The sequence below is a fragment of the Brevibacillus sp. FSL K6-2834 genome (assembly GCF_038592925.1).
GTDB classification, from domain to species: Bacteria; Bacillota; Bacilli; order Brevibacillales; family Brevibacillaceae; genus Brevibacillus; species Brevibacillus borstelensis.
The window spans coordinates 2,266,307-2,292,618 of record NZ_CP151945.1 but is presented as its reverse complement, the minus strand read 5'-3'; the positions used below and the strand labels follow the sequence as shown (position 1 = coordinate 2,292,618).

28 protein-coding genes are annotated in these 26,312 nt (G+C 51.6%); 9 read left to right on the top strand and 19 right to left on the bottom strand.

The genetic code is table 11. The annotated features are described in order from the left end of the window. Nucleotides 1–36 precede the first annotated feature (36 nt). Complete coding sequence (locus NST96_RS11295) at nt 37–411, bottom strand: hypothetical protein (protein WP_003387361.1); 375 nt, start codon at nt 409–411, stop codon at nt 37–39. 178 nt (nt 412–589) lie between these two features. Between NST96_RS11295 and NST96_RS11290 the strand changes: the two genes are divergently transcribed. Beyond that, nucleotides 590–1,033: a DUF2621 domain-containing protein gene (locus NST96_RS11290; RefSeq protein WP_003387362.1), complete on the top strand. Its 444-nt coding sequence runs from the start codon at nt 590–592 to the stop codon at nt 1,031–1,033. 76 nt (nt 1,034–1,109) lie between these two features. Next, nucleotides 1,110–1,352, top strand: a complete 243-nt coding sequence (locus NST96_RS11285) for a hypothetical protein (RefSeq protein WP_003387363.1) — start codon at nt 1,110–1,112, stop codon at nt 1,350–1,352. A 162-nt stretch (nt 1,353–1,514) separates the two neighbouring features. Here the strand turns inward: NST96_RS11285 and NST96_RS11280 are convergent, their stop codons facing one another. The 4 genes from NST96_RS11280 to NST96_RS11265 form a co-directional block, all read right to left on the bottom strand. Continuing rightward, a complete protein-coding gene (locus NST96_RS11280; RefSeq protein ID WP_024985177.1) occupies nt 1,515–2,534 on the bottom strand; it encodes a nitric oxide reductase activation protein NorD in 1,020 nt (339 codons plus the stop codon). Between the two features lie 74 nt (nt 2,535–2,608). Beyond that, nucleotides 2,609–3,730 carry an AAA family ATPase gene (locus NST96_RS11275; protein ID WP_342406358.1) on the bottom strand — a complete coding sequence of 374 codons (1,122 nt, stop codon included), beginning with the start codon at nt 3,728–3,730 and terminating at the stop codon, nt 2,609–2,611. A gap of 19 nt (nt 3,731–3,749) precedes the next feature. After that, nucleotides 3,750–4,958: an MFS transporter gene (locus tag NST96_RS11270; protein WP_003387366.1), complete on the bottom strand. Its 1,209-nt coding sequence runs from the start codon at nt 4,956–4,958 to the stop codon at nt 3,750–3,752. 1 nt (nt 4,959) lies between these two features. After that, nucleotides 4,960–5,439 (bottom strand): DUF6530 family protein, encoded by a 480-nt coding sequence (locus NST96_RS11265; protein ID WP_003387368.1) that lies wholly within the window; start codon nt 5,437–5,439, stop codon nt 4,960–4,962. 272 nt (nt 5,440–5,711) lie between these two features. On the opposite strand from NST96_RS11265, the gene NST96_RS11260 reads away from it, so the two are divergent. Then, nucleotides 5,712–6,539: a sulfurtransferase gene (locus tag NST96_RS11260; RefSeq protein WP_003387369.1), complete on the top strand. Its 828-nt coding sequence runs from the start codon at nt 5,712–5,714 to the stop codon at nt 6,537–6,539. A 50-nt stretch (nt 6,540–6,589) separates the two neighbouring features. On the opposite strand, the gene NST96_RS11255 is transcribed toward NST96_RS11260, so the two are convergent. Together NST96_RS11255 and NST96_RS11250 are read right to left on the bottom strand one after the other, a co-directional pair. Further along, nucleotides 6,590–8,362, bottom strand: coding sequence for a HAMP domain-containing sensor histidine kinase (locus tag NST96_RS11255; RefSeq protein WP_342406356.1), 1,773 nt, complete (start codon nt 8,360–8,362; stop codon nt 6,590–6,592). Next, complete coding sequence (locus NST96_RS11250; protein ID WP_251238124.1) at nt 8,359–9,075, bottom strand: response regulator transcription factor; 717 nt, start codon at nt 9,073–9,075, stop codon at nt 8,359–8,361. Before NST96_RS11250 ends, NST96_RS11255 begins: the two co-directional genes overlap by 4 nt. A gap of 139 nt (nt 9,076–9,214) precedes the next feature. On the opposite strand from NST96_RS11250, the gene NST96_RS11245 reads away from it, so the two are divergent. Further along, nucleotides 9,215–10,435 carry a DUF418 domain-containing protein gene (locus NST96_RS11245; RefSeq protein ID WP_003387372.1) on the top strand — a complete coding sequence of 407 codons (1,221 nt, stop codon included), beginning with the start codon at nt 9,215–9,217 and terminating at the stop codon, nt 10,433–10,435. 173 nt (nt 10,436–10,608) lie between these two features. Continuing rightward, a complete protein-coding gene (locus NST96_RS11240; RefSeq protein WP_003387373.1) occupies nt 10,609–11,037 on the top strand; it encodes a DUF6157 family protein in 429 nt (142 codons plus the stop codon). Here NST96_RS11240 and NST96_RS11235 read toward each other — a convergent pair. Continuing rightward, complete coding sequence (locus NST96_RS11235) at nt 11,012–11,800, bottom strand: exodeoxyribonuclease III (protein WP_342406351.1); 789 nt, start codon at nt 11,798–11,800, stop codon at nt 11,012–11,014. The two genes, NST96_RS11240 and NST96_RS11235, sit on opposite strands and share 26 nt — an antisense overlap. Nucleotides 11,801–12,044: 244 nt before the next feature. Here NST96_RS11235 and NST96_RS11230 point away from each other — a divergent pair, with 244 nt between their 5' ends. Beyond that, nucleotides 12,045–12,854 (top strand): DUF817 domain-containing protein, encoded by an 810-nt coding sequence (locus NST96_RS11230; protein ID WP_003387375.1) that lies wholly within the window; start codon nt 12,045–12,047, stop codon nt 12,852–12,854. Here the strand turns inward: NST96_RS11230 and NST96_RS11225 are convergent. From NST96_RS11225 to NST96_RS11215, 3 genes are all read right to left on the bottom strand, one after another. Further along, complete coding sequence (locus NST96_RS11225; protein WP_340701585.1) at nt 12,804–13,943, bottom strand: MFS transporter; 1,140 nt, start codon at nt 13,941–13,943, stop codon at nt 12,804–12,806. The two genes, NST96_RS11230 and NST96_RS11225, sit on opposite strands and share 51 nt — an antisense overlap. A 128-nt stretch (nt 13,944–14,071) precedes the next feature. After that, nucleotides 14,072–14,713: a hypothetical protein gene (locus NST96_RS11220; protein WP_031931773.1), complete on the bottom strand. Its 642-nt coding sequence runs from the start codon at nt 14,711–14,713 to the stop codon at nt 14,072–14,074. Between the two features lie 181 nt (nt 14,714–14,894). Next, nucleotides 14,895–16,490, bottom strand: a complete 1,596-nt coding sequence (locus tag NST96_RS11215) for a peptide chain release factor 3 (RefSeq protein WP_003387378.1) — start codon at nt 16,488–16,490, stop codon at nt 14,895–14,897. A gap of 157 nt (nt 16,491–16,647) precedes the next feature. On the opposite strand from NST96_RS11215, the gene NST96_RS11210 reads away from it, so the two are divergent. The 3 genes from NST96_RS11210 to NST96_RS11200 all read left to right on the top strand — a co-directional run bounded on the left by NST96_RS11210 (nt 16,648) and on the right by NST96_RS11200 (nt 19,295). Beyond that, nucleotides 16,648–18,165, top strand: coding sequence for a carboxypeptidase M32 (locus tag NST96_RS11210; RefSeq protein WP_024985169.1), 1,518 nt, complete (start codon nt 16,648–16,650; stop codon nt 18,163–18,165). 153 nt (nt 18,166–18,318) lie between these two features. Further along, the gene (locus tag NST96_RS11205) at nt 18,319–18,465 is read left to right on the top strand and encodes a hypothetical protein (RefSeq protein ID WP_171506590.1); all 147 of its coding nucleotides are present in this window, start codon (nt 18,319–18,321) and stop codon (nt 18,463–18,465) included. 263 nt (nt 18,466–18,728) lie between these two features. After that, on the top strand, nt 18,729–19,295 hold the full coding sequence (locus NST96_RS11200) for a mismatch-specific DNA-glycosylase (protein ID WP_327926015.1): 567 nt from the start codon (nt 18,729–18,731) through the stop codon (nt 19,293–19,295). A gap of 197 nt (nt 19,296–19,492) precedes the next feature. Here NST96_RS11200 and NST96_RS11195 read toward each other — a convergent pair whose 3' ends face one another. From NST96_RS11195 to NST96_RS11160, 8 genes are all read right to left on the bottom strand, one after another. Continuing rightward, nucleotides 19,493–20,044 carry an NADPH-dependent FMN reductase gene (locus tag NST96_RS11195; RefSeq protein ID WP_003387382.1) on the bottom strand — a complete coding sequence of 184 codons (552 nt, stop codon included), beginning with the start codon at nt 20,042–20,044 and terminating at the stop codon, nt 19,493–19,495. A 59-nt stretch (nt 20,045–20,103) separates the two neighbouring features. Next, nucleotides 20,104–20,745: an NAD(P)-dependent oxidoreductase gene (locus tag NST96_RS11190; protein ID WP_327955987.1), complete on the bottom strand. Its 642-nt coding sequence runs from the start codon at nt 20,743–20,745 to the stop codon at nt 20,104–20,106. Nucleotides 20,746–20,906: 161 nt separating this feature from the next. Beyond that, entirely contained in the window at nt 20,907–21,470 is a 564-nt protein-coding gene (locus NST96_RS11185) for a hypothetical protein (RefSeq protein WP_342405527.1), read from the bottom strand. A gap of 1 nt (nt 21,471) precedes the next feature. Further along, the gene (locus NST96_RS11180; RefSeq protein WP_251873633.1) at nt 21,472–22,266 is read right to left on the bottom strand and encodes a transposase; all 795 of its coding nucleotides are present in this window, start codon (nt 22,264–22,266) and stop codon (nt 21,472–21,474) included. A 326-nt stretch (nt 22,267–22,592) separates the two neighbouring features. Further along, the gene (locus NST96_RS11175) at nt 22,593–23,033 is read right to left on the bottom strand and encodes an Rrf2 family transcriptional regulator (protein WP_003387384.1); all 441 of its coding nucleotides are present in this window, start codon (nt 23,031–23,033) and stop codon (nt 22,593–22,595) included. Between the two features lie 32 nt (nt 23,034–23,065). Continuing rightward, complete coding sequence (locus tag NST96_RS11170) at nt 23,066–23,653, bottom strand: histidine phosphatase family protein (protein ID WP_342406344.1); 588 nt, start codon at nt 23,651–23,653, stop codon at nt 23,066–23,068. Nucleotides 23,654–23,681: 28 nt separating this feature from the next. Continuing rightward, nucleotides 23,682–24,203 carry an AAA family ATPase gene (locus NST96_RS11165; protein ID WP_024985159.1) on the bottom strand — a complete coding sequence of 174 codons (522 nt, stop codon included), beginning with the start codon at nt 24,201–24,203 and terminating at the stop codon, nt 23,682–23,684. Between the two features lie 229 nt (nt 24,204–24,432). Then, nucleotides 24,433–26,301: a bifunctional homocysteine S-methyltransferase/methylenetetrahydrofolate reductase gene (locus NST96_RS11160; protein ID WP_031931768.1), complete on the bottom strand. Its 1,869-nt coding sequence runs from the start codon at nt 26,299–26,301 to the stop codon at nt 24,433–24,435. Between the last annotated feature and the right edge of the window lie 11 nt (nt 26,302–26,312).

Genomic DNA, 26,312 nt, shown 5'->3' with positions numbered 1-26,312 from the left:
TAATAGAAAACCGCCCGCTTCCTTCGTCTCCCGTTCCTAAATCCAGGCTTTTATATTCACTTTCCGGATAAATTCTTCCATTGATTCTTTCACTGGTTCGCCATTTTCCGCTGCTTCGTCCTGAATACCCATCAGTTGACGGAACAGGGCTTCGTTGCGTGTTGCCAATGCGAAGTCAAGCAGGGCCTCTTTCTGGATACGATCTGCTTCCTGTTCCAGCAGAGTCTCCTCCAGAGCGATGTCATCCTCCACTACGGCGTACTGCTTATCGATCTTGGGAATACGGACAATCCAGGAAAATGCGCTGTCCGGATTGCGGTCTCTGCCGATGAGATACCCGTATTCTCCGATTGGCATACCTTGTTCAAAGGAGTCAGCAACGATGACGACACGTTGTCCAAGCTTGAACATGAGCGTCAACCCCTTCTGAGATTCATTCTAATCATACTAAATAGTATGCATACTTGGGAAGAGCAAACAGCGCCTTTGACTTTTTATGCAAAAAGATTTGTTGGAAAGGCAAAAATGCGATACACTTCTCTAGATAGGGCTTTTTCCAGTGTAATTGATTGGAACGAGGTGTACAAACATGACGCAATTGTCCACAGGATTCTCCGTATTTATCGTCGGCTGGACGGTTGTCCTGGTCTCGCTCATGGGAATCGGCGGTTTCTTCATGTTCCGCAAGTTCCTGAAATCGATGCCCAAGCAGGACGGCAAATCGGAACTCGACTGGCAGGACTACTATATCGAGCAAACCCGCTCCATGTGGACGGAGGACGGACTGGCTCTCCTGAATGAACTGGTAGAACCCGTCCCTCAACTGTTTCGGGATGTGGCCAGGCGCAGCATCGCTGCCAAAATCGGCAAGCTTGCCCTGGATGAGAAAGCGACGTCGATCGATCTGGATCTGATCGTAAAAGGCTACATACTCGCGACGCCAAAGCGGGACCACAAATTTTTAATCGACCATCTCAAGAAAAAACAAATCGACTACTCCCCATACGAAAAGTACCTGCACATGGGCTCGTAGACGACCCAAAGCTTGAAACCATTTGCCCGGTCTGCCGTAAACGTAGATATCCCGCTCTACTAAGGAGACGATGTGTATGTCCGTACTGTTAGCGATTCTCGGAATCGGCCTGCTGCTGATCGTCATCGTGGTGGCCGTTGTTTTCGCCCTCCTCAAAAAAGGAGCAGGCTTTTTGTTCAAAGGAGGACATCGCGGGTACAAGCGCTACAGCAGCAGCGACTACCGTCATCGCGGCCTCTTCGGGCGCGGACATAAGTCTTACGGCCATTCGTACTACCGCCGGAAGCATTCCAGCCGTAGCGGTTTTTTCAGCAGCTAGGCTGGCAAACGCGGTAATTGGTTGATCCCGTGCACCGTAGATGTTTGCCTGCTATTATACGCAGATGCTGTTCGATTTGTTTTGCTTGATTCGCTTTCCTTATGAAATCAGGACCCTGCAATGGCTGCAGGGTCCTTTCATTTGAAATGGGGCCATCTGTCATCACAAATGACGGGCAATAATCCGAACCAACTTTGCAGGAAACTCATGCAAATTGGCAATATCCAAAAATCTTTCCTTTCCGTAGATGTCACTAATCACATCCTTGTCTTGCCCGATTGCGGCCGCAAGAAAAATGACTCCCTTCCGTTCGTATTCCTCGATTGTCTGCTTCATGTCAGCAACCGCATAGCTTCCGGTATACTCATCCATTGCTTTGGGCTGACCGTCGCTTATGCTGATCAACAGCTTTGTCTGTTGCGGCGAGACGGCCAATCGTTCGGCCATTATTCTCAGGGCCATTCCATCGCGGTTATTGCTTCTCGCACGAATCCTCATAAGCCTGTATCGGTCATGCGCATCCCTTTTATCAAAATCGGTGTATGCGAAAATCGACATTTGTTCCAGCTTGGAAACATCCGCAGTATCGCCGTAGATCAATACGGGAATATCGCAAAGCTGACAAAATTCATATACCGCGATGACAGCGCGCTTGGCTGCTTCCAATCTCCCAAAAGCTGACATGGATGCGGATTCATCGACCCTGATACCAACGACAAGTGAAGGGGATTCTGTTGGAGGCCGTTTCTTGGCAAAATACCTGTAATCCCTGTAAGCGACGCTTTCTGCTTGAAATTTGCTGCCGTAGCAACGGTTCCGTGCAAAGTCGGAGGACACCTCATGCTCCAAGTACGGAAGCGTCTTTCTCGCAATTTCCTTCACGGTCGGCATGAGCTCCTTGCTGAGCCGGACATATTCCTGCTGGTCTTCCTGATCGTAGTCTGGACGGTGCACAATGAGCTTTACTTTTTTATGAATGGAATCGGAAACCACCGCTCTTGCGTCTTGATTCAGCTTTTTGCGGAAATCGCGTTCCTTTTGTTTCTCAACCTCTGACATTGATTCAGGATTTGTCTGATGATATGTGGGAGAGCCATCGTCGCCCAAACCTGTACGTTCGATATGGGCGGAATCGTCTGTGACACGCGAGGAGCTCTTGTCACTATCGGCAGATTTTTTCAATGCGATTCCCTTTTCCGCGGCATGGCTGTCGGTGTCAAAACCGCTCTCGTCTATATCTCCCCATGTCCTGATCTCTATCGCATCGTCAGATTTCCGTTTTTTTTTTTACGTTCGATCCGGGCTTCTTCCAAACTGGCAAGCAAACCATGATTGAGCAGAGCCTCTTCCAGAATGAGTATCTCTTCCGGATCGGTTGTGATCTTGTAGATGACCTTATGATAAAGGGATTCTTTCGCCAAAGCTCCTCCGGCAATCGCATCTACCCAGTAGAAGAAGGAACGCATGCCCGCTACGCCTTTGATCGCATTGGCTCTGGCGGTTTTGTCCAGAATCATAATGATTTCCGCTAAAGTATCCAACACCTTTTCATCGTGGAATCCGGTTTTGGCCATTACGCGTTCGATCATGACCTCTTTGGTCGGCAGGTCCATCTTTTCCGCATGCTGAACCCTGTCGCGCAGCGCTTCGTTTAACGGTCTGGTTCCCGCATAACTGCGATTCGTTGTGATCACCGCGATGAAATCGGGATGCCTGTGTATGACCCCGGTGGGCAGATTGATGCTGCCATCCAGCTCCAGAGCAGAGTTTAATGCCATCAACACCGCAGCATCGCGAATCACGTTTGGTTCCTGGATTTCCAGCAGGTACCCGTTTTGATAGGCTCTGACGATCTCCGAAGGGTAAAATCGGTACTCCACCGCTTCTCCATCCGTTTTTTCCGCTGCCAGCCTCAGCAATTGCTTCATCTTCAAGGCTGCCTGTTCCTGCGGAATCCCCAGCGCGTCTGTCAAAACTTCCGTTGCGCTTTGAAAGCCGTCGCTTTCATACAATGCCTGCAGTGCCGTTTGCTCCCAAGGCTCCATTTCGTCTAAACGTTCCGTGGAAATCACCGGCAAAATAGCGCCGATAATATCCGATTTATCCATATCGGCAAAACAGGTCACTTTCGTATACGGCAGCCCGAAATTCGCCGATAATGCTTTGGCCAGTTGTGTCTTGCCTGAACCGGCGTCCCCTTCCAACAATATGTTGGCGATTTTCATTTCCCCGCGATTCCAGTTGCGCTTTACTTCATTCGTGATGCGACGTTCTTCTTCGCTGACCTTATGAGTCCATGCCTTTTTCCAAATCAGCTTTTTTTCTGCATCGGTCAGCTGTCTTTCTGGTGACAAAACACATTCTCCATATGCAGTCATCCCATTTTTCCTCCAATCGTCATGATGCGGGTCTCCTCTCATCCAAGCTCCTTTTCTGGGCTATGAGGGGGAGCAGCATTGAGGCGCCGATCATAATCAAGACACCGCTCGCCACATATACCGCAAACAAGGAAAACGCATCCTTCAGATAGCCGGATACGAACATGCCGATCACCATCATTCCCATAAAAACAGGCGTGATCGTTCCGGATACCCGGCCAATAAATGCCCCTTCCGTATTGCGGACAATAAGCGTCTGAATTCCTCCTTGAATACAAGGGAAAAACAACCCGCTGATCACCAATAGAACAATCGTCATCCCCATTTTCGTAGAAGCGCCCAATCCGATCGTACATACGGCCGTGACAAGCAAGCCTACCATGAGCAGCAGCTGCGGCTTCACCTTTTTGGCTATCCCGACGATGACAGCTCCGCCTGCCAGCATGGCTGCCCCATTGGTCATTACCAACCACTGCAAAAATTGTTTGTCCTGTCCCAAATTCTCGATGACTAGGAAGATTTGAAGCGGTTGCGTCAGTCCTGAAGCCAACCCGACAGCCGAGAAAGTCAGGCAGAGTGTCCGCAGGGATTGATTGGAGGCGATATAGCGAAGTCCGGCCTGCAACTCCTTTTTAAAGCTGCCGGTATCGCCAGAGTTCGGCTCGTCCGTGTCACTGGGAAGCGTCGCCAATACAAGGGAAGAGCCCAGGAACAGAACGGCCGTCAAAATCAGAGAGGCTTGCAGTCCAAACTGGATGAAAATAAACGTGCCGATGACCGGTCCCAAAACCATAAAGACAGCGACAAGCGTTTGGGACATCGCCATCACGCCCTGCAGTTGTTCAGCCGGCACATGCCGCTTGTACAGCTTCATCGCCGAAGGCTGAGAAAATTGGGACAGGCTCGCGGAAATAAAAGTTCCGATGAGCAGCGGAATCCACCCGCCGTTCATGAGGACAAGCATCACAGCTCCGACGGACAAGGCTGAAACAAGATCGCTCCAGACCATCGTCCGCTTCGGCCGCCAGCGGTCGGCAAAGGTCCCCCCAATAAGGCCAAACAAAAAGATCGGAGCGAATTCCGCAACCGCAATCAGCGATACGTAAACGGGATCATTTTTTGTCAGGTCGGTGACATAAAGAAGCACGGCATAATTCCTGATCCAAATTCCCAGCTGCAGCAGCACGCGGGAGAGGATAACCGTTCGTACATATGGATTCGCCAACATGTCAGTATCCCATATCCTTTAAAATTTTTGACAACATCCGGAGACGTTCGCCGATCATTTCATCGTCCTGGCTCAGCGCCAAACTGAACTGCTTGATATCTTCATGAATCCTCTCATTGTCTGTGCAGATCGCCACGTTCATGGCGTCCCCTTGCAAGCCAATCCGGTCGATGACGGGCTTTTGCGGATCGTATAAATGCTCAAATCTGTATGCTTCGCGAAAATGCTCAAGGGACCGGCAGACGAGAATGGACAAATCAAGAACGCGATGAAGCGGCAGCTCCTCCGATTGCTCTGACCATTCTTCTCCCGTGTGTCTCCATACCTTGGCCAAAATACCGGCCTTCCCTCTCTCGTTCTGTTGTGACAACCCCAACGAAAGGGCTTTTGCATCCGTATTTCGGGCGAGTCGGCCGTCAATCCGATCATAGTTTTCCGATACGATAACAGCCCTATGTTCTGCAGTCGTTGGCATTTGCATTTTTCTCCCTCCAAGTTGTTCTTTTAACAAACAAACACTTTTAGTTAAAGTTTGTTATCTGATAAACATTTTATTTTATTGTCTATAAAAGTCAATGTTTTTCTGTTTGGAATATCATTCTCCCTTTGCGCTAGCAAACAAAAAAAGGACGCAGCCATGTACGAAACGGCTGTGTCCTGCTCCTGAAAAAGCTGTCCAATATGTTCAACAAACATTGTACCGAAGAAAAGACCCATCTGCTATGATGAAGGAAAAAAGAAAGAGGGAGACATATGCAAGCACTCGTTACTCCGCAATGGCTTCGCGATCATGCAAACGATCCGAATATTCTGGTAGCAGATTGCCGTTTTGCTCTGAACAACCCTGAACTGGGCGAAGAGCAATACCGCGAGGAGCATATTCCCGGCGCCCTGTACTTTCATCTGAACCGCGATCTCTCCGGGCCGAAAGAACAGCACGGCGGGCGTCATCCTATCCCAGGCGAAGAACAGCTCGCCTCCCTGTTCTCTCGCTCCGGCATCGATCAGGAGGTGACGGTGATCGCCTACGACGACCAGGAAATGTCCTATGCCGGGCGCCTCTGGTGGCTCCTCCGCTACGCCGGACATGACAAGGTGGCTGTGCTGGACGGTGGATTTGCAGCCTGGAAAAACGCAGGATATCCCGTCACAAGCGAGATACCCGTACCGAAGCCTCGGACATTTGTACCGCGGATTCAGACGAGCATGCTTGTCGACTGCAAGGGAGTCGAAACCCGCAGCAAGGAAACGGCACTCCTAGACTCCCGAGCAGGAGAGCGTTATCGCGGCGAAATGGAGACGCTCGATCCGAAAGCGGGTCACATCCCGGGGGCTCTGCATTATTTTTACAAAGACAGTTTGTCAGCCGATGGCCGCATGCTCCCCGAAGAAGCGCTGAAACGCCGGTTTGAAGTGTTTGAAGGGAAAGAGATCATCGTGTACTGCGGCTCCGGCGTGACAGCGTGCACCAACCTGCTGGCGCTGCACGCGGCGGGACGGCCGGATGCGAAGCTGTATGCCGGAAGCTGGAGCGATTGGGTATCGTATGAGAACAATCCTGTTGCTACGGGAGATGAATAGCCGGTAAAAGAGGCCGAAAGCCCTTTCTCAGGGTAGTTTCGGCCTCGCTTCTATTTTTCCGGCAGCATTGGCGTTTCTTCCAGCGGGAATCGCAACACAATACGCGTCCCTTGCCCAACCTGGGATTCCACGTCAATTTTCCCTTTATGCGCAAGCACGATCGCTTTGGCGATGTTCATGCCAAGGCCGGTCCCGTCTGTCCCGTCTTCGGTCGCCGTTCCCCGGTAGTATCTTTCAAACAGGTTGTGCTTTGTTTCCTCGTCAAACCCTACGCCGTTGTCCTCTACGGCGATGAACGCTTCCCGTTCATCCCGCCACGTCTTGAGGGTGATGGCGACCCCTGGGGGATTGTGCTTGATCCCGTTCCAAATCAGATTGTCCAGAACGCGTTGCAGCCACTTGGCGTCGGATTTGATGAAGATAGCATCCGGACTGCTCTCAAAGGCAAAAGAGACGTGGGCAAGCGTCACATCATTCACATACCTGAGCACGGTTCTCCGCACAAACTCGTTGATCTCCAGCTTGCCAACCGGAAAGCTGAGCGCCTGGTTTTTCAATTGGAAGGCAAGTGAAAAGTCCTGCAGCAAAGCGAGCATGTAATCTCCCTTTTCCCGGATCATTTTCCCCATGCCTTGCAGCTCTTCGTCTGTCCACGTATACTGCCCGCTTTCCAGAAGATGCCCAAACCCCTGGATCGTTGACAGCGGCGTCCTGAGATCGTGCGAAATGCCTGTCATCCATTCCTCCCGGGTCTTTTCCAGTCTGCTCCGCTCTTTCTCCGTGGCAGCCAATCGCTCCGCCATCTCGTAAAATCCGCCGATCACTTCCTTGTACAGCCGATAGCGCATGCGGATGGAACCGTCTCTGCGAAATACCTTTTTCCGTTCTTTTTCAGTCAACGCTTCATCGTACCGACCTTGTCCCATTCGCTCAAACCAGTCCGTAAACAACAGCAGCGGCTGACTGTAACGGACGCCATGCCACGCGGCCAAAGCAAGCGCCATGACCAGCAAAGCCCCTCCCGCTACGCTAAGCACCAGGATGACGTCCGACATGATCGGCTGATCGGAATAGCCTGTGCCTTTCTTTTCTGCATGCAAAATCCAAAGATTCCCGGATGCTTGATCATAGTGCGTGTAGACGTCTGTGGAATAGCTTCCCGGCTCAGAGCGGATTGCGATCAATTCAAGCGGTTGGTAAGACTCTTTTTGATCGGCGCTGCCAATTGACTGAATGATCTTGCCTCGTGCATCTATGACCTGCACATACTCGCGGCTCATGTCCAGCTGCCGTTCAAGCTCCGGGATCGCCTGGGGCCGCAGCTTGCCTTTCTCGGCGTAGCTCTCAACCCACGTTTTCAAACGTTCCGAATTGCTGTCATCCGTTCCCAGCATAAAGAGCAGCGGTTCAGGCCGCAGCGCTCTCGACTGATCCAGGGAGGTTGTTACGCGAAAGGTTTGGAAACGCCCTGTTTCCGTCATCCCCAACAATTCGGTTACCGTGTAAGACTCCCTGGCCGGTCCGCTGCCAAAGGCATAAATGACCTTGCCTTTTTCATTTACAATCTGCAAAAAATACCCGGACTCGGCGAGCTGATTTCGCCACCATACCGGTATCTCGATCTGGCCCTGTCCCGGTTCCGCCTTCGCTTCCGTCACGATATTCTCCAAAGCGCCGTTCGGAAAGGTTTTTTTCAAGTCCTGATTGACAAGGTATTGCAGCAGCAGCAATAACAGAACGGTCATCGTCACCAGGACAAACAGCCAGATAAAAAAGAACTGTGTCGCAAAATGAGCGGCCAGCCTTCGACGCAAGCTGCTCATGGCGCGATCCCCCTGACGAGCTTATACCCGAGACCGCGGACTGTAAGCAGCAGCTGCGGATGGCCCGGGTCCGCCTCGATCCGTTCCCTGATCTTTCGGATGTGGACCATCACCGTATTGTCGTCACCGACGCCATCGATTCCCCAGACCGCTTCATACAGCTGCGATTTGGAGTACACCACATTCGGATTTTTGCATAAAAACAGCAGCAACTGGTACACCTGGGCGGGACAGGGAACCATTTTTCCCTGTACCCACAGCTCTCCCGCAGACTCGTCCAGCACAAAGCGTCCAAAGTCATGCCGCCTGCGCTCCTCCTGTTTTCCCTGGGAGCTTGCCAGAATCGAGTCCCGCCGTACTCTGGCCTTGATTCTTGCGGCAATTTCGAGCGGATTAAACGGCTTGGTGACATAGTCGTCTCCACCGATGGCAAAACCTGTCAAAACGTCCAAATCCGACGTTCTCGCTGTCAAAAAGATGATATGGGCTCGCGAAATATCCCTGACTTTGGGACAAAGCTCAAACCCCGACTGATCCGGAAGCATCACATCGAGCAGGATGATATCCATTTCTTGTCTGTTCAGAAGCTCAAGGGCTTCCCTGGCCGAATAAGCCTTGTAAATATGCCGAAATCCTTCTTTCTTTAGAACCATTTCGATCATCTGCGTAATCGATTTCTCGTCGTCGACGATGAGTATCCGCGCTTGTTGCATGACAATCCCTCCGAACAAGATTGTACCAAAGCAAGCTTAATTCCAGCTAAACAACTACAAGAATCGTTAAGGAAAAAATAAGCTCCGCTTTAGCGAGCCTTTAAGCCGCCCAGTTACACTTGCTTGCGAGGTGATAAAAATGGAACAACGAAAAAGGGCAGGTCTCGTCGACGCAGCCCGTGGACTCTGCCTGCTGGGGATCTTGCTGGCGAATATGCTCATTTTTCAATATGGAATATGGGGCAAGGATGACATGCAGTTTTACTCATTGTCGGGTTTTGATGCTTCTGTCCGAACGATACTCGGCATCGTGGTGGAAAAAAGCTTCATGCCGATTTTCACCTTCCTGTTTGGCTACGGGATGATCAAAATGAAAGAGAGCCTTGCAGCTTCTGGCAGAAAACCGGGATGGACGTTGTGCAGACGCTTTTTGCTCTTGTTTGGAATCGGGGTTCTCCATTCCGAATTTATGACGGAGTCCGATATTTTGGCATTCTACGGACTCGTCGGTTTCTTTCTGCTCATGTTCATGAACCGAAAACCAAAAACCCTGCTGATCTGGGGAACGTCTCTTCTGCTCGTGTTTGGCTTGCTGGGGCTTGTGCCGGGAGAATCCAACTCCCCCTCCAGGCAACCAGGCAGTATGGAGATCTCTCAGGAGTATATCAAAGAAACCATTGTCGTCTATGGAACAGGCACCTATTCGGAGATTAGGCACCACAGGAGCACTGCTTCGCCGATATCAGAGGAGGACTCCCTCTATCTTGTCTTTCTCCTGCTACTGGCGCCTTTTCTGACCGCGCCGATGTTTCTGTTTGGCATGTACGCAGCGAAAAAGGACCTGTTTCGGAAGCCTGAGGAAGAACAGCGGCTGTATGCGAGGAACGCTCTGCTCTTCTTGCCTGTCGGATTCTGTCTGAAAGTGCTTCCCCACCTGTTTCCCGAACAAGGATGGGCTGCTGCGGGCGAAATGATTGGAGCCAATTTGCTTGCCCTCGGCTATCTGTTCTCGTTCGCTTGGCTCTACAGCAAACGAAGCAGTTCTAGCTGGATGCAGCGTTTTCAGGCGGTCGGCAAATTGTCTCTGACGAATTACCTGGTCCAAACCGTGGTCTGTACGACTATCTTTTACGGCTATGGCCTTGGTTGGTTTGGGAAAATGGGAGTAGCGGCAGGCTGCGTTCTTGCCTTTGCTCTCTATGCGCTGCAGTTGTTTGCAAGCGAATGGTATTTGCAACGCTTTTCTTCCGGCCCGGTCGAAAAGCTGCTGAGAATTTGCACCTATCTGTCCATTCAAGGAAAAGTGAAGGCTCGCGCACCGCGAAACCGGCCAGAACCTGCACATTCGACAACGCTGTAAACAGCCGACAACGAAAGCAAACCTCCAAACCCGTTTTTTGGGACTTGGAGGTTTGCCGTTTGTCCAGGGTGCTCCTTTTTGAGCAACAGTTTTTGCATGAACGAACACTGATTGTCAACAGAGACATGTATAATAAAGGATAACATTACCTGTCTTTCAGGGAGGAGGCTCACATGGACTGGAACTATTTCAACACCTTCATTACCGTCGCCCCTGACTGCCCTGTGATCACGGGAATCATTCCGCCGGAAAAGAAAACGGGCAAAAGCAAGCACGGCATCGAATACGAGCTGATTTCCGGGGCTCCCTACTACTATACCCAGGAGGAGCTCCTCTTCGAGGTGTACGTCCGCCACCAAAATTTCCCGCAAACAGAACTGGCTGAGCGGGGCGGCGAGATTCGAGCCGAATTCTTCAGCAAACCAAAAGCGTGTATGAGAGCCTCTGCCCTTCCCAAAAAATTCGGATGGGGCATTCATTTCAACGAAGCTGGAAAAATGGCGCTGATCCCGATGGAGTCCCCGCAATACGCGGAGTATGCCCAAGGAGCAAACGGAACGCTCAAGGTGCTGGCGGCTATGCGGAACCGGCGAGCGAAGTAAGCGCTGCTCCATCTTGCATCATCAAGACGACCGGACAGTGGTCGCTGCCCATCACCTCGGAATCGATGCCAGCATCAAGCAGAAAGGGCGCAAGCCGGGCGGATGCCAGGAAGTAGTCGATGCGCCACCCGATATTCCGCTCTCTCACCTTTGGCATGTACGACCACCAGGTATAGGCGCCCGTTTGCTCCGGATAAAAATGACGGAAGGTATCGATAAACCCGGCATCCAAAAGCCGGGTCATTTTTTCTCTTTCTTCCGGGGTAAAGCCGGAGTTGTTCCGGTTGGATTTCGCGTTTTTCAAATCGATCTCCTGATGAGCGACATTCATATCTCCGCAGACAATCACCGGCTTGATGGCGTCCAACTGCTGAAGGCAGCTCCGAAAACGCTCCTCCCACTCCAGACGGTAATCCAGCCTGGACAAATCGCGCCGCGCATTGGGAGTGTAGACATTCACGAGATAGAAGCCTTCAAACTCGAGCGTGATGATCCGTCCTTCCGGTTCCCAATCCTCTTCGATGCCGTACCGGACCGAAAGCGGTTTGATTTTTGTAAAGACAGCCGTGCCGGAGTACCCTTTCTTTTCAGCGTAATTCCAATACTGGGAGTACTCTTCGTCCAGCTCCAGGCAAATTTGCCCCTCCTGCAATTTTGTTTCCTGAATACAAAATATATCCGCATCGGCTTCCTTGAAATAGTCTAGAAAGCCTTTATTCATGCAAGCCCGCAGGCCGTTTACATTCCAGGATACCAGCTTCATTTTTGTCGATCTCCTTGCAGATTGCCATGTTTCCATTTAGTTTACCATAGCCATCTGCACTTTTTGACAGATATCATGAAATGAAACGGGTTTCCTGTCTGGCTCCCTTTTGTTCAGGAGAAGAGCTGCAAAAAATTCGACGCAGAGAAACCAAAGATTCGCTTCCTGCGTAATACAGGTTGCCATGATAGGATTTTCCCTTGCTTTCTAAAAATCGAGCTGCACCCGAGGAGGAATATACTTCGTGAACCGCTTCTTCCGTTTGCTGTTTCACTTTACATACCAGGAGGCGATGTCCTGCCTGTTTCCCGTCTTTATCTTCGGCTCTCTGGCATTGTCCAAGCTGGTCGAGGTTCCCGGCATCCCGCGGTACGACCTGCTGCTGCTGCTGTGTCTCGCTTTTCAAATCTTCATGATCAAAAGCGGTTTGGAAACGAAAGACGAGTTGAAGGTGATTACGGTTTTTCACCTGATCGGTCTCGCCCTGGAAATTTTCAAGGTGCATATGGGCTCCTGGTCGTACCCGGAAGCGGCCTACTCGAAGATCTTCGGCGTCCCGCTCTACAGCGGATTCATGTACGCCAGCGTTGCGAGCTACCTCTGCCAGGCGTGGCGCAGACTGGATGTCTCGCTTGAGAGCTGGCCGCGCCACCGTTTTGTCGTGCCTTTAGGAGCAGCCATCTACCTCAACTTCTTTACCCATCATTACATTTGGGATATCCGCTGGGTATTGACGGCCGCCATTTTTCTTCTGTTCTGGAAGAGCCGTGTCTACTTTCGCGTGGACCGGGAACGGCTGTGGATGCCGGTGCCTCTGGCCTACATCCTGATCGGCTTTTTCATCTGGATTGCCGAAAATATCGCCACCTTTTTCGGAGCGTGGCGCTATCCCAACCAAAACGAGGGCTGGCAGCTGGTGCACCTGAGCAAAATCAGCTCCTGGTTTTTGCTGGTCATCGTCAGCTTTATCATCGTGGCCGAGCTGAAGCACGTCAAGGAAAGGCTAGTTGGGCGCTCCTCTCATGACGATTCGGTGGAAGCCGCCCAGGACTAGCGCACCTCCCGTCACAAAAAAGACGATGAAAAACGAGTGGTTCCAGTTGCCGATCAGCCCTGCCACGATGGGAGCCAGGATCGCCCCTGCGGAAAGCACGGCGGAATAGATGCTGAACGCGCTGCCGTACAGCTCCCGCGGCGCATGCACGGTCAATATCGTGGACAGCGCCGGAAACAGCAAGCCAACGCAGGATCCGAGCAAAAACATCGATATATGCAAGGAAAGGTCTAAACCGATTGCAAAAATGTACATCATCACGCTAAGCAGGCCGAGCCCGACGAGCGTCCGCTCCTCCGGCGCTATTCGCGCCAGCCAGAACTGGCTCAAGGTAGCCATGGAGCCAAGACCTTTCAGGCTAAATAAGATCCCCGTGACGGAAATAGACAAATTTTCTCTTTGGATATAGAGCGGAATTTCATAAATGATCGTACCTTGGGCGTACATCACGGCAAAGCCGCCGAGAAAGGCCAAATACAAATCGCGGTTCTCCAGAACAGCAGTCAGCTTGGGGGAGGCGGGGCGAATCATTTTCCCCTCTTCCCCCGCTTTTTTCCGCCCTCCCGGCAGTACGAGCAGGGCAAATATACCCGCCACCCACATGATTGCACCCAGGATGACAAAAGAAGGCCCATAGCCAAACTGCACACCCAGAAAGCTCCCGACGGCCGGCGAAACGACTGCGGCCGCCGTCAGCACCATCCCGTTCTTCGCCATCAGCTCGCCCTGCTCGGCCCGCGTCCGTCCGGTTTCTCCGAGCATGGCAAAGCAGGCCGGCGAGACAAACGCCATGAGAAAACCAAGCAACAGTCTCAGAACAAGGAATGCCTCAGTTTTGGTCACGATCCCTTGTCCGGTCAAAATAAACCCGGAGAGGATCAGGGAAATAGCGATAAACCACTTTTTCGGAAAACGGTCCAAAAACGGCCCGGCGATCAGATTGCCTGTCAGATTGCTGATGCCATAGGCCCCGAGGACAAAACCGATCATCGCCGCTGAAGCTCCCAGAACATGCATGTACGGTGCCAATAGCGGCGTCTGCGCATGCATGTCAAAGGAGACGAGAAACAGGATCACAAACAAAAGCATCCGCAATGACTGCCCACTCCCTCCGGCCTTTTTGTCCCATGTATATGTCAGGAGTCGTCCTAATAGAAAGAGACTCTCCAAAAGAGGTGAGTCTCCAAGCTGTCAAATGCGGCCAAACCTTTGTCCTTCTACAGATCCCGGCGTTTTCCGGCGCTCGAAATCGTGATTCTCGGCGCGCCCCATTCTTCGTAGACGATATCCCCCTGTCCGCCCGGCTCGACGGGAAGCTCCAGCCGCACGTTTTCCCGGCTCTTCACTTCAACCGGGTACCCGGTTAGAACCGCCGCTCTTTTTCGCCCAGAAGGACCGTATACGCTGATTTCAAACCGGGCTGGCTGTTCTCCGTGATTTTGCAGCACAACCACACACGTTCCGTTGCGTACCCCTTCGGCTGACGTTTTCGCTGTGCAGCCAGACCGTTCTTCCTTGTACTCCAGCATGTAAATCCCGTCCGCAAAGTTCCGCTGGTACCACCTCACCAGCTCCTGCTGCTTCGGCAACAGGCCAACGGCAAGCAGCAAAACAAGCAGCATGATCCCTGGCCGCTTGGTTACGTAGACCATCATGGCGTATGCCAAAGCCATCATGCTTAGTGGCAAAAAAGCGGCATAGTGCAAACCCGATGTTCCGTTTGACCACGCCGGGACGCCGAAGATTTGAAACAAATTATCCACCAATTGAACTTCATGGGGAAACCGGGCGTTCATGATCCACGCCAGAAAAAATAAAAAGATGGCGGCGAGTGTGGTGCGCCACTTGCGTCCAAACATGAAAAAGCTCTCCTTCCCGTTCTTGCAAAAGAAACGCATGCAGGCGATGTTCTCCCGTTGATATACGCAGCACTCACCCTCCAGGTCACTTTTTGCAGAGAAATCGTCGGCATCCGTACAAAAAAGAGGGCCTCAAGCCGATGCTGTGAGACCCTCTTTGAGCTTCATGCCGTTTGCTGGCTCAAGCCTGGGATTTTAATCCCAGCGAGCTTTCATGAAACCTGATGTTGGAGTATTTTTCGATCGCCATGCGGAGCTGGTATTCGCTTTCGAACAGCATGACCGGACGTCCGTAGCGGTCTGTAACCGTCTTGTTCTTGAGGGCATCCAAAGCCGCCTTCTCACCCTCCAGCCAGCGCGCGATCTGATAAGGCATCCGTGTGAGCATAATATCTACCCCGTACTCGGCTTTCAGGCGGTATTCCAGGACTTCAAACTGCAGCACGCCTACTACCCCGAGAATCAGGTCCTCCATCGGATAGGTGCGGAAGAGCTGGACCGTTCCCTCTTCGGTAAGCTGCATGATGCCTTTCTGGAATTGCTTGTGCTTCATCGCGTCTTTCACCATCACGCGGGAGAAAAACTCAGGCGAGAAGTGCGGCATTTCTTCGTACTCCAGCGGCTGGCCGACACACAGCGTATCGCCGATCTGGAAAATGCCCGGGTCAAACAGGCCGATGACGTCACCTGCATAGGACTCCTCGACGATTTCCCTGTCCTGGGCCATAAACTGGACCGGCTGAGCCAGCTTGATGTCTTTGCCAAGACGGACGTGCTTGACCGTCATGCCCCGCTCAAAACGGCCCGAGCAGATGCGCAAAAAGGCGACGCGGTCGCGGTGGGCCGGGTTCATGTTGGCCTGGATTTTGAAGATAAAGCCGGAGAACGGACGCTGGCTCGGCTCGATCAAGCCGATGTTGCTCTTCTTCGGCGAAGGCGGCGGAGCCATTTGCAGGAAGTTGTCCAGGAATGTCTGCACGCCAAAATTGTTGATCGCGCTTCCGAAAAACACAGGCGTCAATTCGCCCTTGTTGATCAATTCCATGTCAAAATCGTCTCCCGCTACGTCAAGCAGAGAGATTTCATCCTGAAGCTGCTGCCACAGGTCCTGACCGACGCGCTCTCCGATCATCGGGTCGTCCGCCCCGCTTACTTCGAAAAAGCTGATCTCCTGGTGCTCGGAGCCGCTTTGATACAATTCAACGCGGGACTTCGCACGGTCGTACACGCCGCTGAAGTAATTCCCCATCCCGATCGGCCAGTTCATCGGGTACGAGCGAATGCCCAGTACGCGTTCGATTTCCTCCAGCAGCTCAAACGGGTCTTTCCCGTGGCGGTCCAGCTTGTTGATAAAGGTAAAGATCGGGATGCCGCGCATCCGGCACACCTTGAAAAGCTTGATGGTTTGCGCCTCGACCCCTTTGGCCACGTCGATGATCATCACCGCCGCATCCGCTGCTGTCAGCGTACGATACGTATCCTCACTGAAGTCCTGGTGACCCGGCGTGTCCAAAATGTTGATATGATGTCCCTTGTATTCGAAGTCCATCGCACTGGACGTTACGGAGATACCCCGCTTCTTCTCGATCTCCATCCAGTCGGAAGTGGCGTGCTTGGAGTTTTTTCTCCCTTTTACCATGCCTGCCTCGCGGATTGCTCCGCCGAAGTACAGCAGCTTTTCCGTCATGGTCGTTTTACCCGCGTCCGGGTGGGAGATAATCGCAAAGGTACGCCGTTTTGCAATTTCTTGTTCCCATTGGGGGTTCACTTGACTCATTTTCATTCTCCTGTCGCTTGCGTCTCTGTCATCTTTCACTGTTACGATTATAACGGCAAATGCACCCGTCATCCACCTAGTATTTTTTTTACAAACAGGTATAATGTTAGTTGTAAAAATTTTTTGACTGTATGTACATATGGTTAGGAGGTAACCCATGTCCACAAACGAAAACCGTTCGGCTGCCTTTCGCGCGTACGTGAAGAAAATGGCGAGCTACAATCAGGCTATCTCCGTCCTCTATTGGGACAAAAGCACGCAGGCGCCGAAAAAAGGAATGGATGCGCGCTCAGAAGTGATCGGCATGCTCGCAGGAGAGCAGTTCCGGCTGGCCACCTCCAAAGAAATGGAAGAGCATTTGGAAGCGCTGAGCGACCCGCAAGTGCTGGAGACGCTGGACGATGTGACCCGCGCGACCGTTCTCGATTGCAAAAAGGATTTTGAACGCAACAAAAAAATTCCTGCCGACCGCTATGAGGAATACGTCGTCCTCACTTCTCAGGCCGAAACCGTCTGGGAAGAGGCGCGGGCCAAGAGCGACTTTGCCATGTTCCGTCCTTACCTGGAAAAAATCGTCAACTTCCAACTGGAGTTCATCGACTACTGGGGACATGACGGCAAGAACAAATACAACACGCTTCTCGACCTGTTTGAGCCAGGGATGACTGTAGATCAGCTCGACCCGATCTTCGCTACGCTGCGGGAAAAAACAGTGAAGCTGGTGGCTGCGATCGCTGACTCCCCGGACAAGCCCGACACTTCGTTTTTGACCAAGCATTTTCCGGAGGCAGAACAGGAGGCTTTCAGCCGCTTTATCCTGGAAAAGATCGGGTATGACTTCCAGGCAGGCCGGATGGACCGCAGTGTTCACCCCTTCTGTACATCGTTCAATCCCGGTGATGTCCGGATTACGACCCGCTTTGACCCAAATGACTTCAGTTCCGCTCTGTTCAGCTGTATCCATGAAGCGGGCCACGCGATGTACGAGCAAAATATCGATCCGCGCCTGCTGGGCACGACGCTGTGCGACGGCACTTCCATGGGCATCCACGAATCCCAGTCCCGCTATTGGGAGAACATGGTCGGGCGCAGTCTGCCGTTCTGGCAGCATTTTTACGGTGACTTGCAAAAAGCGTTCCCGAACCAGTTCGCAGGGGTCAGCGTCGAGCAATTTTACCGCGCCATCAATCAGGTGACGCCTTCCTTCATCCGGACCGAAGCAGATGAGCTTACCTACAACCTGCATGTGATGATCCGCTATGAAATCGAAAAAGGCCTGATCAACCAAACGATTGAAGTAGGCGACCTGCCAACGATTTGGAACGAAAAGATGAAAGAGTATCTGGGCATTGTTCCGGAATCGGACAAAGTCGGCGTGCTGCAGGATGTACACTGGTCCGGCGGCAGCTTCGGCTATTTCCCAACCTACTCGCTGGGCAATGTATATGCTGCCCAGTTTGCCCATGTTATGCAAGAACAAATCAGCGGCTACAACGATTTGATCGCCAGCGGCCAATTCGAACCGATCCGTCAATGGCTGAAAGAAAATATTCACCAATACGGAAAGATGAAGACCCCGGGTGAAATCGTCAAGGCAATTACGGGCGAAGGCACCAATGCCACCTACCTGATGAACTACCTGGAGAAGAAATACTCTGAGATCTACAAGCTTTAAGCAGAAAAAGCGCCTTTCCTTCGGGAGAGGCGCTTTTTCGTTCACAGTTGTGCCATGGATTCTTCACCGCACCTTCACAATCCGCCAACAATTTCCACATACATTTGGTCTATGATGAAAGTGTAAACCATTCGAGTAAGCGAGGGGTCCACAATGACAACAACCTTTACACAGTGGCTGTGGGGCATGGTTGCCGACGAAGAGACGGCACCGTTCGAGCGGAAGCAATATGTAAAGAACGAGATGGAGCAATTCGTGCCTGCTCATCACGAGGAGCTGCTTCCTTATCCGCAGCTGTAATACCCAACCAAGACGGAAGCGGCATCGGGGTGTTCAACACTCACCTTGATGAAAGGGAGTTTCTGCCTGCATTAGAGATGCATATCATTTTATCAATGTGTTGAATATAGCCATAGCCGTGCTGCCTTCCGGGCAGCTTTTTCTTTGCTCTTCCCGAAGGAAACCAGCAGCACCCCCGCTTTTAGGCAACAGCAGGTATCACGTATAATGGAGGAGCAACCTGTCACCGCGATTACGCAAATCGTATCAAAGGAGTGGCACACATGCTTCCCTTTACGGAGAAATGGCTCCCCACCTATATCTGGCGGGATTTGACCGTCCTTTTTTGTGGAATCAATCCTGGCAGAGTCTCTGCTACGGCCGGCTTTCATTATGCCAACCCCGCCAACCTGTTTTGGCGCGGACTTTACGAGGGAGGATTGACTCCCCGGCAGTTGAAGCCGGAGGAAACCGCGTGCCTGCTTGATTTCGGCTATGGCATCACCGATCTCGTTTCCCGGCCCACCCGCTCCTCCAGCGATTTAACGGACGCGGATTTCAACACCGGGGCGGAGCAATTCGTCCACATGGTTGGCGTTTATCGTCCCCGGGTGGTCTGTTTCAACGGAATTACGGCCTTTCGGCACGCCACCGGCAAAAAGAAGGAGCCTGTTCCCCTGGGACTTCAACCTGACCGTTATTTTGGCACAGAGGACTGGCCCGGAAGCTGGGTGTTCGTCATTCCCTCTACCAGCGGCGCCAACGCATCATTTAGCCGCGAAGAACGACTGGCCATGTTTTCCGAACTGAGCCTCTTTTTGCAGGAAAAAGGCTGGCATCCGTTCCGATAAACCGGAATGCAGCAAAGCGCCCGGAGCGTTAGGCGCTTTTCGTGCGTTTGAAAAAAACGCCCGCTTCTGAACGTTGCCCCAATGGTTTGGATCAGACCAACAATGGGAATGCGGTTCAGAGAAGCGGGCGTTTTTTTACCAAAATTTGTTATCGTTTTTTCCTTCCGTATCCGGCACAGTCAACCTCTTGGGCAGATTTATTTATTGGATGGCAATTGTTTATACCACGCAATAAAGTTGTCGACAACTTGATCCAGAAAGGCGATGGTCGGCTCGTGGTTCAAATGACCGGCTTCATCAAATTTTTCATGGACAGCGCCGATGTAGACTTCATTCCCAGGCATGATCGGAGATGAGACGCCTGGAGAGAACAAAATATCGCGCAAATGCTGCTGGGCGCGGACTGAGCCAAGCATGCCCATCGATGAGCCTGCGACCATGGAAGGTTTCCCGATCATGACCTTATCCACGCGCGACAGCCAGTCAATGGCATTCTTAAGTACACCCGGGATGGAGTAATTGTATTCCGGCGTTACCCATAGTACCGCATCGGCAGCGGCAACCTTGCTTTTGAATTCCTTTACGGCTTCAGGCGGATCATTCTCGATATCCTGGTCGTAATGCGGGAGATCCCGGATCGGCAAAATTTCGATCTCCAGACGGCCGTGGTAGCGTTTTTGCATAAATTTGGCGAGCTTCAGGTTGAAGGATTCCTTGCGAATGCTTCCTACGAGAGCAACTACTTTCATGTGCGATACCTCCAAGCGGTTTTCTTCGATTTAGTTGACTTTGGTTTCGCGGCTGCGAATCACTCTGATTCGGACGAAACCGTAAAACGCTCGTTTCGATGCTGCGGATTCTCGATTTCATCCAGTACTGCAATCGCAAAGTCCGCATAGCTTACATAGCTTTGCCCTTTCGCATTCACCAAAAGATGATCTTTTCCTTTTTGGTAAGCTCCGGTTCTCTTCCCTTGCGGATCAAAAAAGGCGGATGGACTGATAAACGTCCATTGGATGCCCGTAGATTGCTGCAAGTCCTCCAGGTTCTTTCCTTGGTTTTGCGCGGTCGCCAGATACTCCTTCGGAAAGTCCGGCGTTTCCATGACACGTGTTGTCTTTGCCTCGTCGATAAACAGGCTTCCTGCTCCGCCGACAACGATCAGTCTTGTAGATGGGGCAGCTTTCAACGCTTCGATCAATACTCTGCCTGCTTCAACATGGAGATGCTCACTGCCCGGCGCTGCACCGAATGCATTTACCACCACATCAAAAGCTTTCAGGTCCTCTGCAGTCAATTGAAAAACATCTTTCTCCAAGACGGCCGTCTTTGGCGCTGTCAGCTTGGATGCATTTCTCACGATTGCCGTAACCTCATGGCCTCTTTCAATCGCTTCTTTCGCAATGAGGCTCCCCGCTTTCCCTGTGGCACCGATTACTCCGATTTTCATTATGATTTCCTCCTACCATTTTTTATTAGCGTAACCATAAAAAAATAATTGTTGCGGATGAGGATTTGCCATCAGCAATACCATCCGGTCGAAACGAAAGGAAGGATGGATGCATCGTTGTAACGTTGTAAACCACAACATTACAACCAGTCTAAAAAAAACTACGACTGACCAATTAACATACAGTAAGCATTTTCGGCCTGTTCCAGGTACACACTTGGATTCGTTCGGAATCGTCTGCGTTTGGTAGCTTCACTCAAACGAGCAGACCAACGCAGGCGTTCATTTTTAAAATCAAGGTAGCTTACAGACTGAAGTCTACTTAACACATTACTCTGGTGAAGTGCGTCATCGACAAATACGACCATTTCACCACTTCGGAGGATATATTCGTTCCAACTTCTCAGACCCGTCATCCGTCGATGCCGGGTCTTCGTCTGGCGGAAGAAACGCTCATGGTCGTTGTTCGTTCGTGGGACATGCGGATGGTCGTAACACGTAAACAGGCCTTTCCAAAACCCTCGGGAGTAGCTTTTCAGATTTGCAACCATTGGCAAGTCGTCTTTGCTGGTGTACGTCTGTTCAACCCAATCTAACAGATGCTGCATATGAAATCGAACCGTTTCACTTCGTTTATCTATGCTTGGATTCAAGATCCCGGCAACGTGGTGAATCGGTTTGGACCAGCGCATCACGGTAGCATATTGCTCTTCAAAATCATCCAATTTATCGAAAATTCTGATTAGGTTTTTGAGCAGAGAGGGCCCCTTTTTTACTCAGGCATCGTTCGAGGGAAGCCTGAATGGCTCTAGCATTTTCATAAACACGTATGCCCGGTAGATCGAGTGGGGGATTGCCGTCTTCGAGGAGCACAGAACGAATGGCCGCCACGTAATCTTTTGCCACCTCTGCTTCTGTAGAGGCATCGTTTTCGATTCGCTTCTCGACTTCGCGAATACCACGGAGGCTCTTCTTGATTCCTGTCTTGAGCTTGCGGTCTAAATCGACAACAGGCTTTGCAATGTCCTTTAGATAGTGGTATTGGCAGTATTGGTACGGCACGTCCGGCAGTAACGATTCCATGGCCATTCGGATGGATTGTTGACCATCCGTAACGATCCCGATGATGGGAAATCCCAGTTCGATAACAGGCAGGATGAGTTTCTTAAGTTCTTCTGCGGAGCTACTCTTTAGATTTTGTGCAGACAGGATCGTTCCGCTGAATACTTCTCGTATGACATAGAGCGTCTCATTGCCTTTCTCGGGCTGAACACCGTCCATGGAAATCATGATACCGCCACGGTCCTGAACAACTTGCTTGAGTGCTTGCTTGACGTGATCCGTCACGCTAGCGCGGAGCAAGGTAAGATAACGTTCGTACAACCGCTGAGAATTGCGTTCTGACGTGGTTACCCCGCGCTGATTCAACGTTTCCGTAATTTCGCCGATTGTCATATGTTGCTTAAACCGAAGCTGACCAACCAACGCTAGCACGTCAAAACCGTAGGAAGTGTGTTTCATGCTGAGAAGCTCAGCTTCAGCGGATTTGTAATAGGTTCTGGGGTATGAGCAATCTGCGTTGCTGCAAGCATAAGCCATACTCCAAGCTTGGATAACACCGGCAAGTGTGATGACATTCTTTTTCCATGCGGTATGATGTCGCCTGAGTTTCGTGCCACAGTGCGGGCAATGCTGTATCTCTGGCCGAAAGTATATTTTCTTTTCAGGAATGACACGATTCTTGGGTAAAGGCATGAGAAGACCTCCGTCAAATAGGCTAATGACTAACTTCGACAGAGGTCTTGGAAATCCTTGTTAGTTAATTGGTCAGTCGTAGAAAAAAAAAATCATTTAGCACCGCTCTTTATCTTTTGCGTGAGCTGATTCACTACCTCGTCCACCGTTATATCTGCCAGGAACTGCTCCATTACATTTTGGGCGCGGGTAAATATGAGCTGCAGGACGGCTTGTATGTTCGCTCCGACCGGACAATCCGGGTTTGGCTGCTCATGCAGGTGAAAGAGCTGGTCTTCCTCAACTACGTCAACCGCTCGAAAGACATCCAGCAAACTGATTTCATCCAGACCTTTCAACAAGTAAGCTCCGCCAGTTCCGGCGCGGACATTGACCAATCCCGCTTTTTTTAGCTGTCCCAATATCCTGCGAATCGTTACAGGGTTTGTATTTACACTCCCTGCAATCCATTCGGAAGTTCCATGTGCATCCTTGGCGATTGCCAGCAAAGACAGGATGTGGACAGCAATGCTGAATCGACTGCTGATTTTCATTTTGTTTCATCCTTCCGTTGTAATCATTATAGCTACAACGAATTCCAAATGTCAACACTGTCTTTGCGTCTCCACAGCCTGGTGACCTCTTTCAGCTCTGATCCGTCAAAGGACAGCTTGTATATATCCGGCATATCGAGCTGTTTCCAAAAATCAAAACCGTAGCGGCTGTCAAAACCATTCATAATCAACACCATGAGATTGCCATGGGTGCCGATTACGATATTTTTCCCTTTTAGCCTGCGTAAAACTCGTTTAATGGCCTTTACTCCGCGATCCTGCGCCGCTTTATTGGACTCCCCTCCATCCCAGGAAAACCCCTCGTCTTCCCAAACTCGCGTGATCGCAGCATGAAAATCCTCCACGGGTTTCTCGCTCAACACTCTCTCCATGAAGTCTTCCTCGATCACGATTTCCTTCTCAAGGCTTACGGCAATCCCTTCAACTGTTTGAATGGCTCGCCGGTATGGACTTGAAAGCACGTGGTGAATATTCTCTTTTTTTAACAGCTCATTCACTGTTTGGGCATCGCGCAAGCCTTTTTCCGACAACGGTCTTGTCCGCTCCTCCGGCGTATAATCGGAATGGGCATGTCTAACGAAAATGATATTGGTTCGCATCGTCTCTCACCTGCATGATCATCAGTAATTACTGCTTTGTGCCAAAGTATTTCTCCATCTCGCTGTTATCCTTCAGAACGACCAATTTTTCGCTGTATCGACCCAACATTTTTTCAATTTCCGGCTTGCTCTCGTTCTCAAAATGGGCATTCCAGACAAACATGTTGCGAAAAATCCGGAAAGTAGGCTTGTAGTTTGCCCGCTCCAGCCCAAGCTTTTGCCGGACAAACCTTTTGATGATCCGAAAAGTCCTTGTGCGATAGCTTGTATCTAAAAAGATAATCAAATCGGCCCGCTCAAAGCTTGGGTGTACCCATTTATGGTGTACGCCTTCGACAATCCAAACGTCCGCGCTTGTGATCTCACCCAGAAGCTCGTCTCTTTCCTCGTCCGTTCTTCTTACATCTCCCGTTTTGAACCGCTTCCAGACAACGTTGTCCAATTCGTAAAACGGAACATCCAGTTTGGCTGAAAGCAATCGTGCCAAAGTTGTTTTTCCGCTTCCGACAGAGCCGATAATATGGATTTTGGTTGGACCTTTTTTAGCCATGAGACCACCGTTTTTGCCATTATTTTTTAACCTATCTTCTCCGCAAGCGTCGCTTTTTCCTTTACCTTTTACGCCCGTCCTGTTACCGGCAGCACGCGATTCCAAGAAACCTGCCTCGATAAACCGTCTGTGTTTTTTTCCCCTCTGACAAAAGCAGAACCCTTGCTGTCGAATGCCGAAATGATCGGTCCGCCAAACAAGGGCTCCTTATTACATTGTATGCTGCCTGTCAGGCCTGGGCAGAAGCTTGCAGCAGGCTGCTCTTTTGCCGTACGTACTGGATCAGCTCTACACTCATTGCGTAATAGTTGAACGGCGTAATCAGATAGATGCCATTGAAGATCGGGATCGCTGCGTCGAGCAATTCTTTTGCCATCTTGATCCCCTCTTGTCTGGCCTCCTCGCCTTGCACCTTGCGCATGCGCGCCAGCGCTTCGTCCGAGAGCTTGATCCCCGGCACTTCATTGTGCAGGAACTCGGCATTCCGCTGGCTGGTCAGCGGCATGATGCCGATGAAGACCGGGATGTTGATGTGCTTCGTCGATTCGTAGACAAGCCGGATCGCTTCCGCATCGTAGACAGGCTGCGTCATGATAAAATCGGCACCGGCCTCCACTTTTTTCTCCAACCGTTTGATCGCCGCGTCGATCTGGCGAACATTCGGGTTGAAGGCTGCGCCCACGATAAACTGCGCCTTCTGTTTCAGCGGACGTCCCGAGAAGGATATGCCTTCATTCAGCTGCTTCACCATGCGGATCAGATCAAATGACGTGACATCGAACACCGAGCTGGCCCCTGGCAAATCCCCGAACCGGGACGGGTCCCCGGTCACGACGAGAACCTGGTCAATGCCGAGAGCGTGCAAGCCCATCAGATGCGATTGCTGCCCGATCAGGTTGCGGTCGCGACAGGCGATGTGAATCAGCGGATCCATCCCGTACTGGCTTTTCATGATCGCGCCGAGCGCCATATTGCTCATCCGCACATTGGCCAGCGAGTTGTCGGCCAGCGTTATCGAATCGGCCCCGGCCTTGTGCAATTCACAGCACCCTTGCAGGAAGCCCTCGGTATCGAGGTCCTTCGGCGGGTCGAACTCGACGATAATCGTCGTACCTGTTTTCACTCGTTCGACGATGCTGGGCTTTTGTCTGTCCCTGACATTGTAAGACGACAGGGAGGGCCGTTCATTTTCCGTCTCCGAAGGATTCACCCTCACCTGCGGTGCGAGTCCATGCAGCGCGTCGGCCATCGCCTTGACGTGCTCCGGCGTCGTACCGCAGCAGCCCCCCAAGAGACGGACGCCTTGTTCTCTGAGCCGCTTTGCGCTTTCCGCAAAATACTCCGGCGAAGACTTATACGCGTACTCTCCATCGGTCAAGCCGAGCCGTCCCGCATTGGGAAACGCGGAAAGAAGCGTCCCCTCCGGCACCTGGACCCGCTCATATGAACGCAGGATTTCGGCCGGACCCAAGCGACAGTTCAAACCGACGATGTCAGCTCCAGCCTTTTGAAGCAGCGAGAACGCCTCTGTCAGGGTGTAGCCATCGCGTGTACGGCCCACCTCCAGCGTTGCCAGTTGGCAGATCAGCGGCCGATCTGTCAGCGGACGGATGACGTCGATTGCCAGCAGCAGCTCCTCGACATCGAGGAACGTCTCCAGAATCAGACCGTCGACACCTGCATGGATCAGGGCAATTGCTTGCTCTTCGAACTGGTCGCGGAACTCATCCATCGCCTTCTGTCGGACCCGCCCCGCCAGAATCGAGCCAATGCTGCCGATCACAAAGGCATCTGCCTTCGCTGCTTCGCGGGCAATCGCCACAGCAGCCCGGTTGATCCGCGTCACTTTATGCTCCAGGCCATAACGGGACAACGCATCCCGATTGGCACCGAATGTGTTTGTTTCCAAAAGCCGCGCACCGGCGTCGTAATACGCCTTGTGCACATCATGCACGAGCTGGGGGTTGGAGAGGCACAGCTCTTCGAAGCTGACGCCGACCGGCACACCTGTCCGGTACAACTGCGTCGCCATCGCCCCATCCCCGATCAGCAGATTGTCTTGCAAATATGCGCGCAAATCTTTTTTATTCGCTGACAAAATCCATCCCT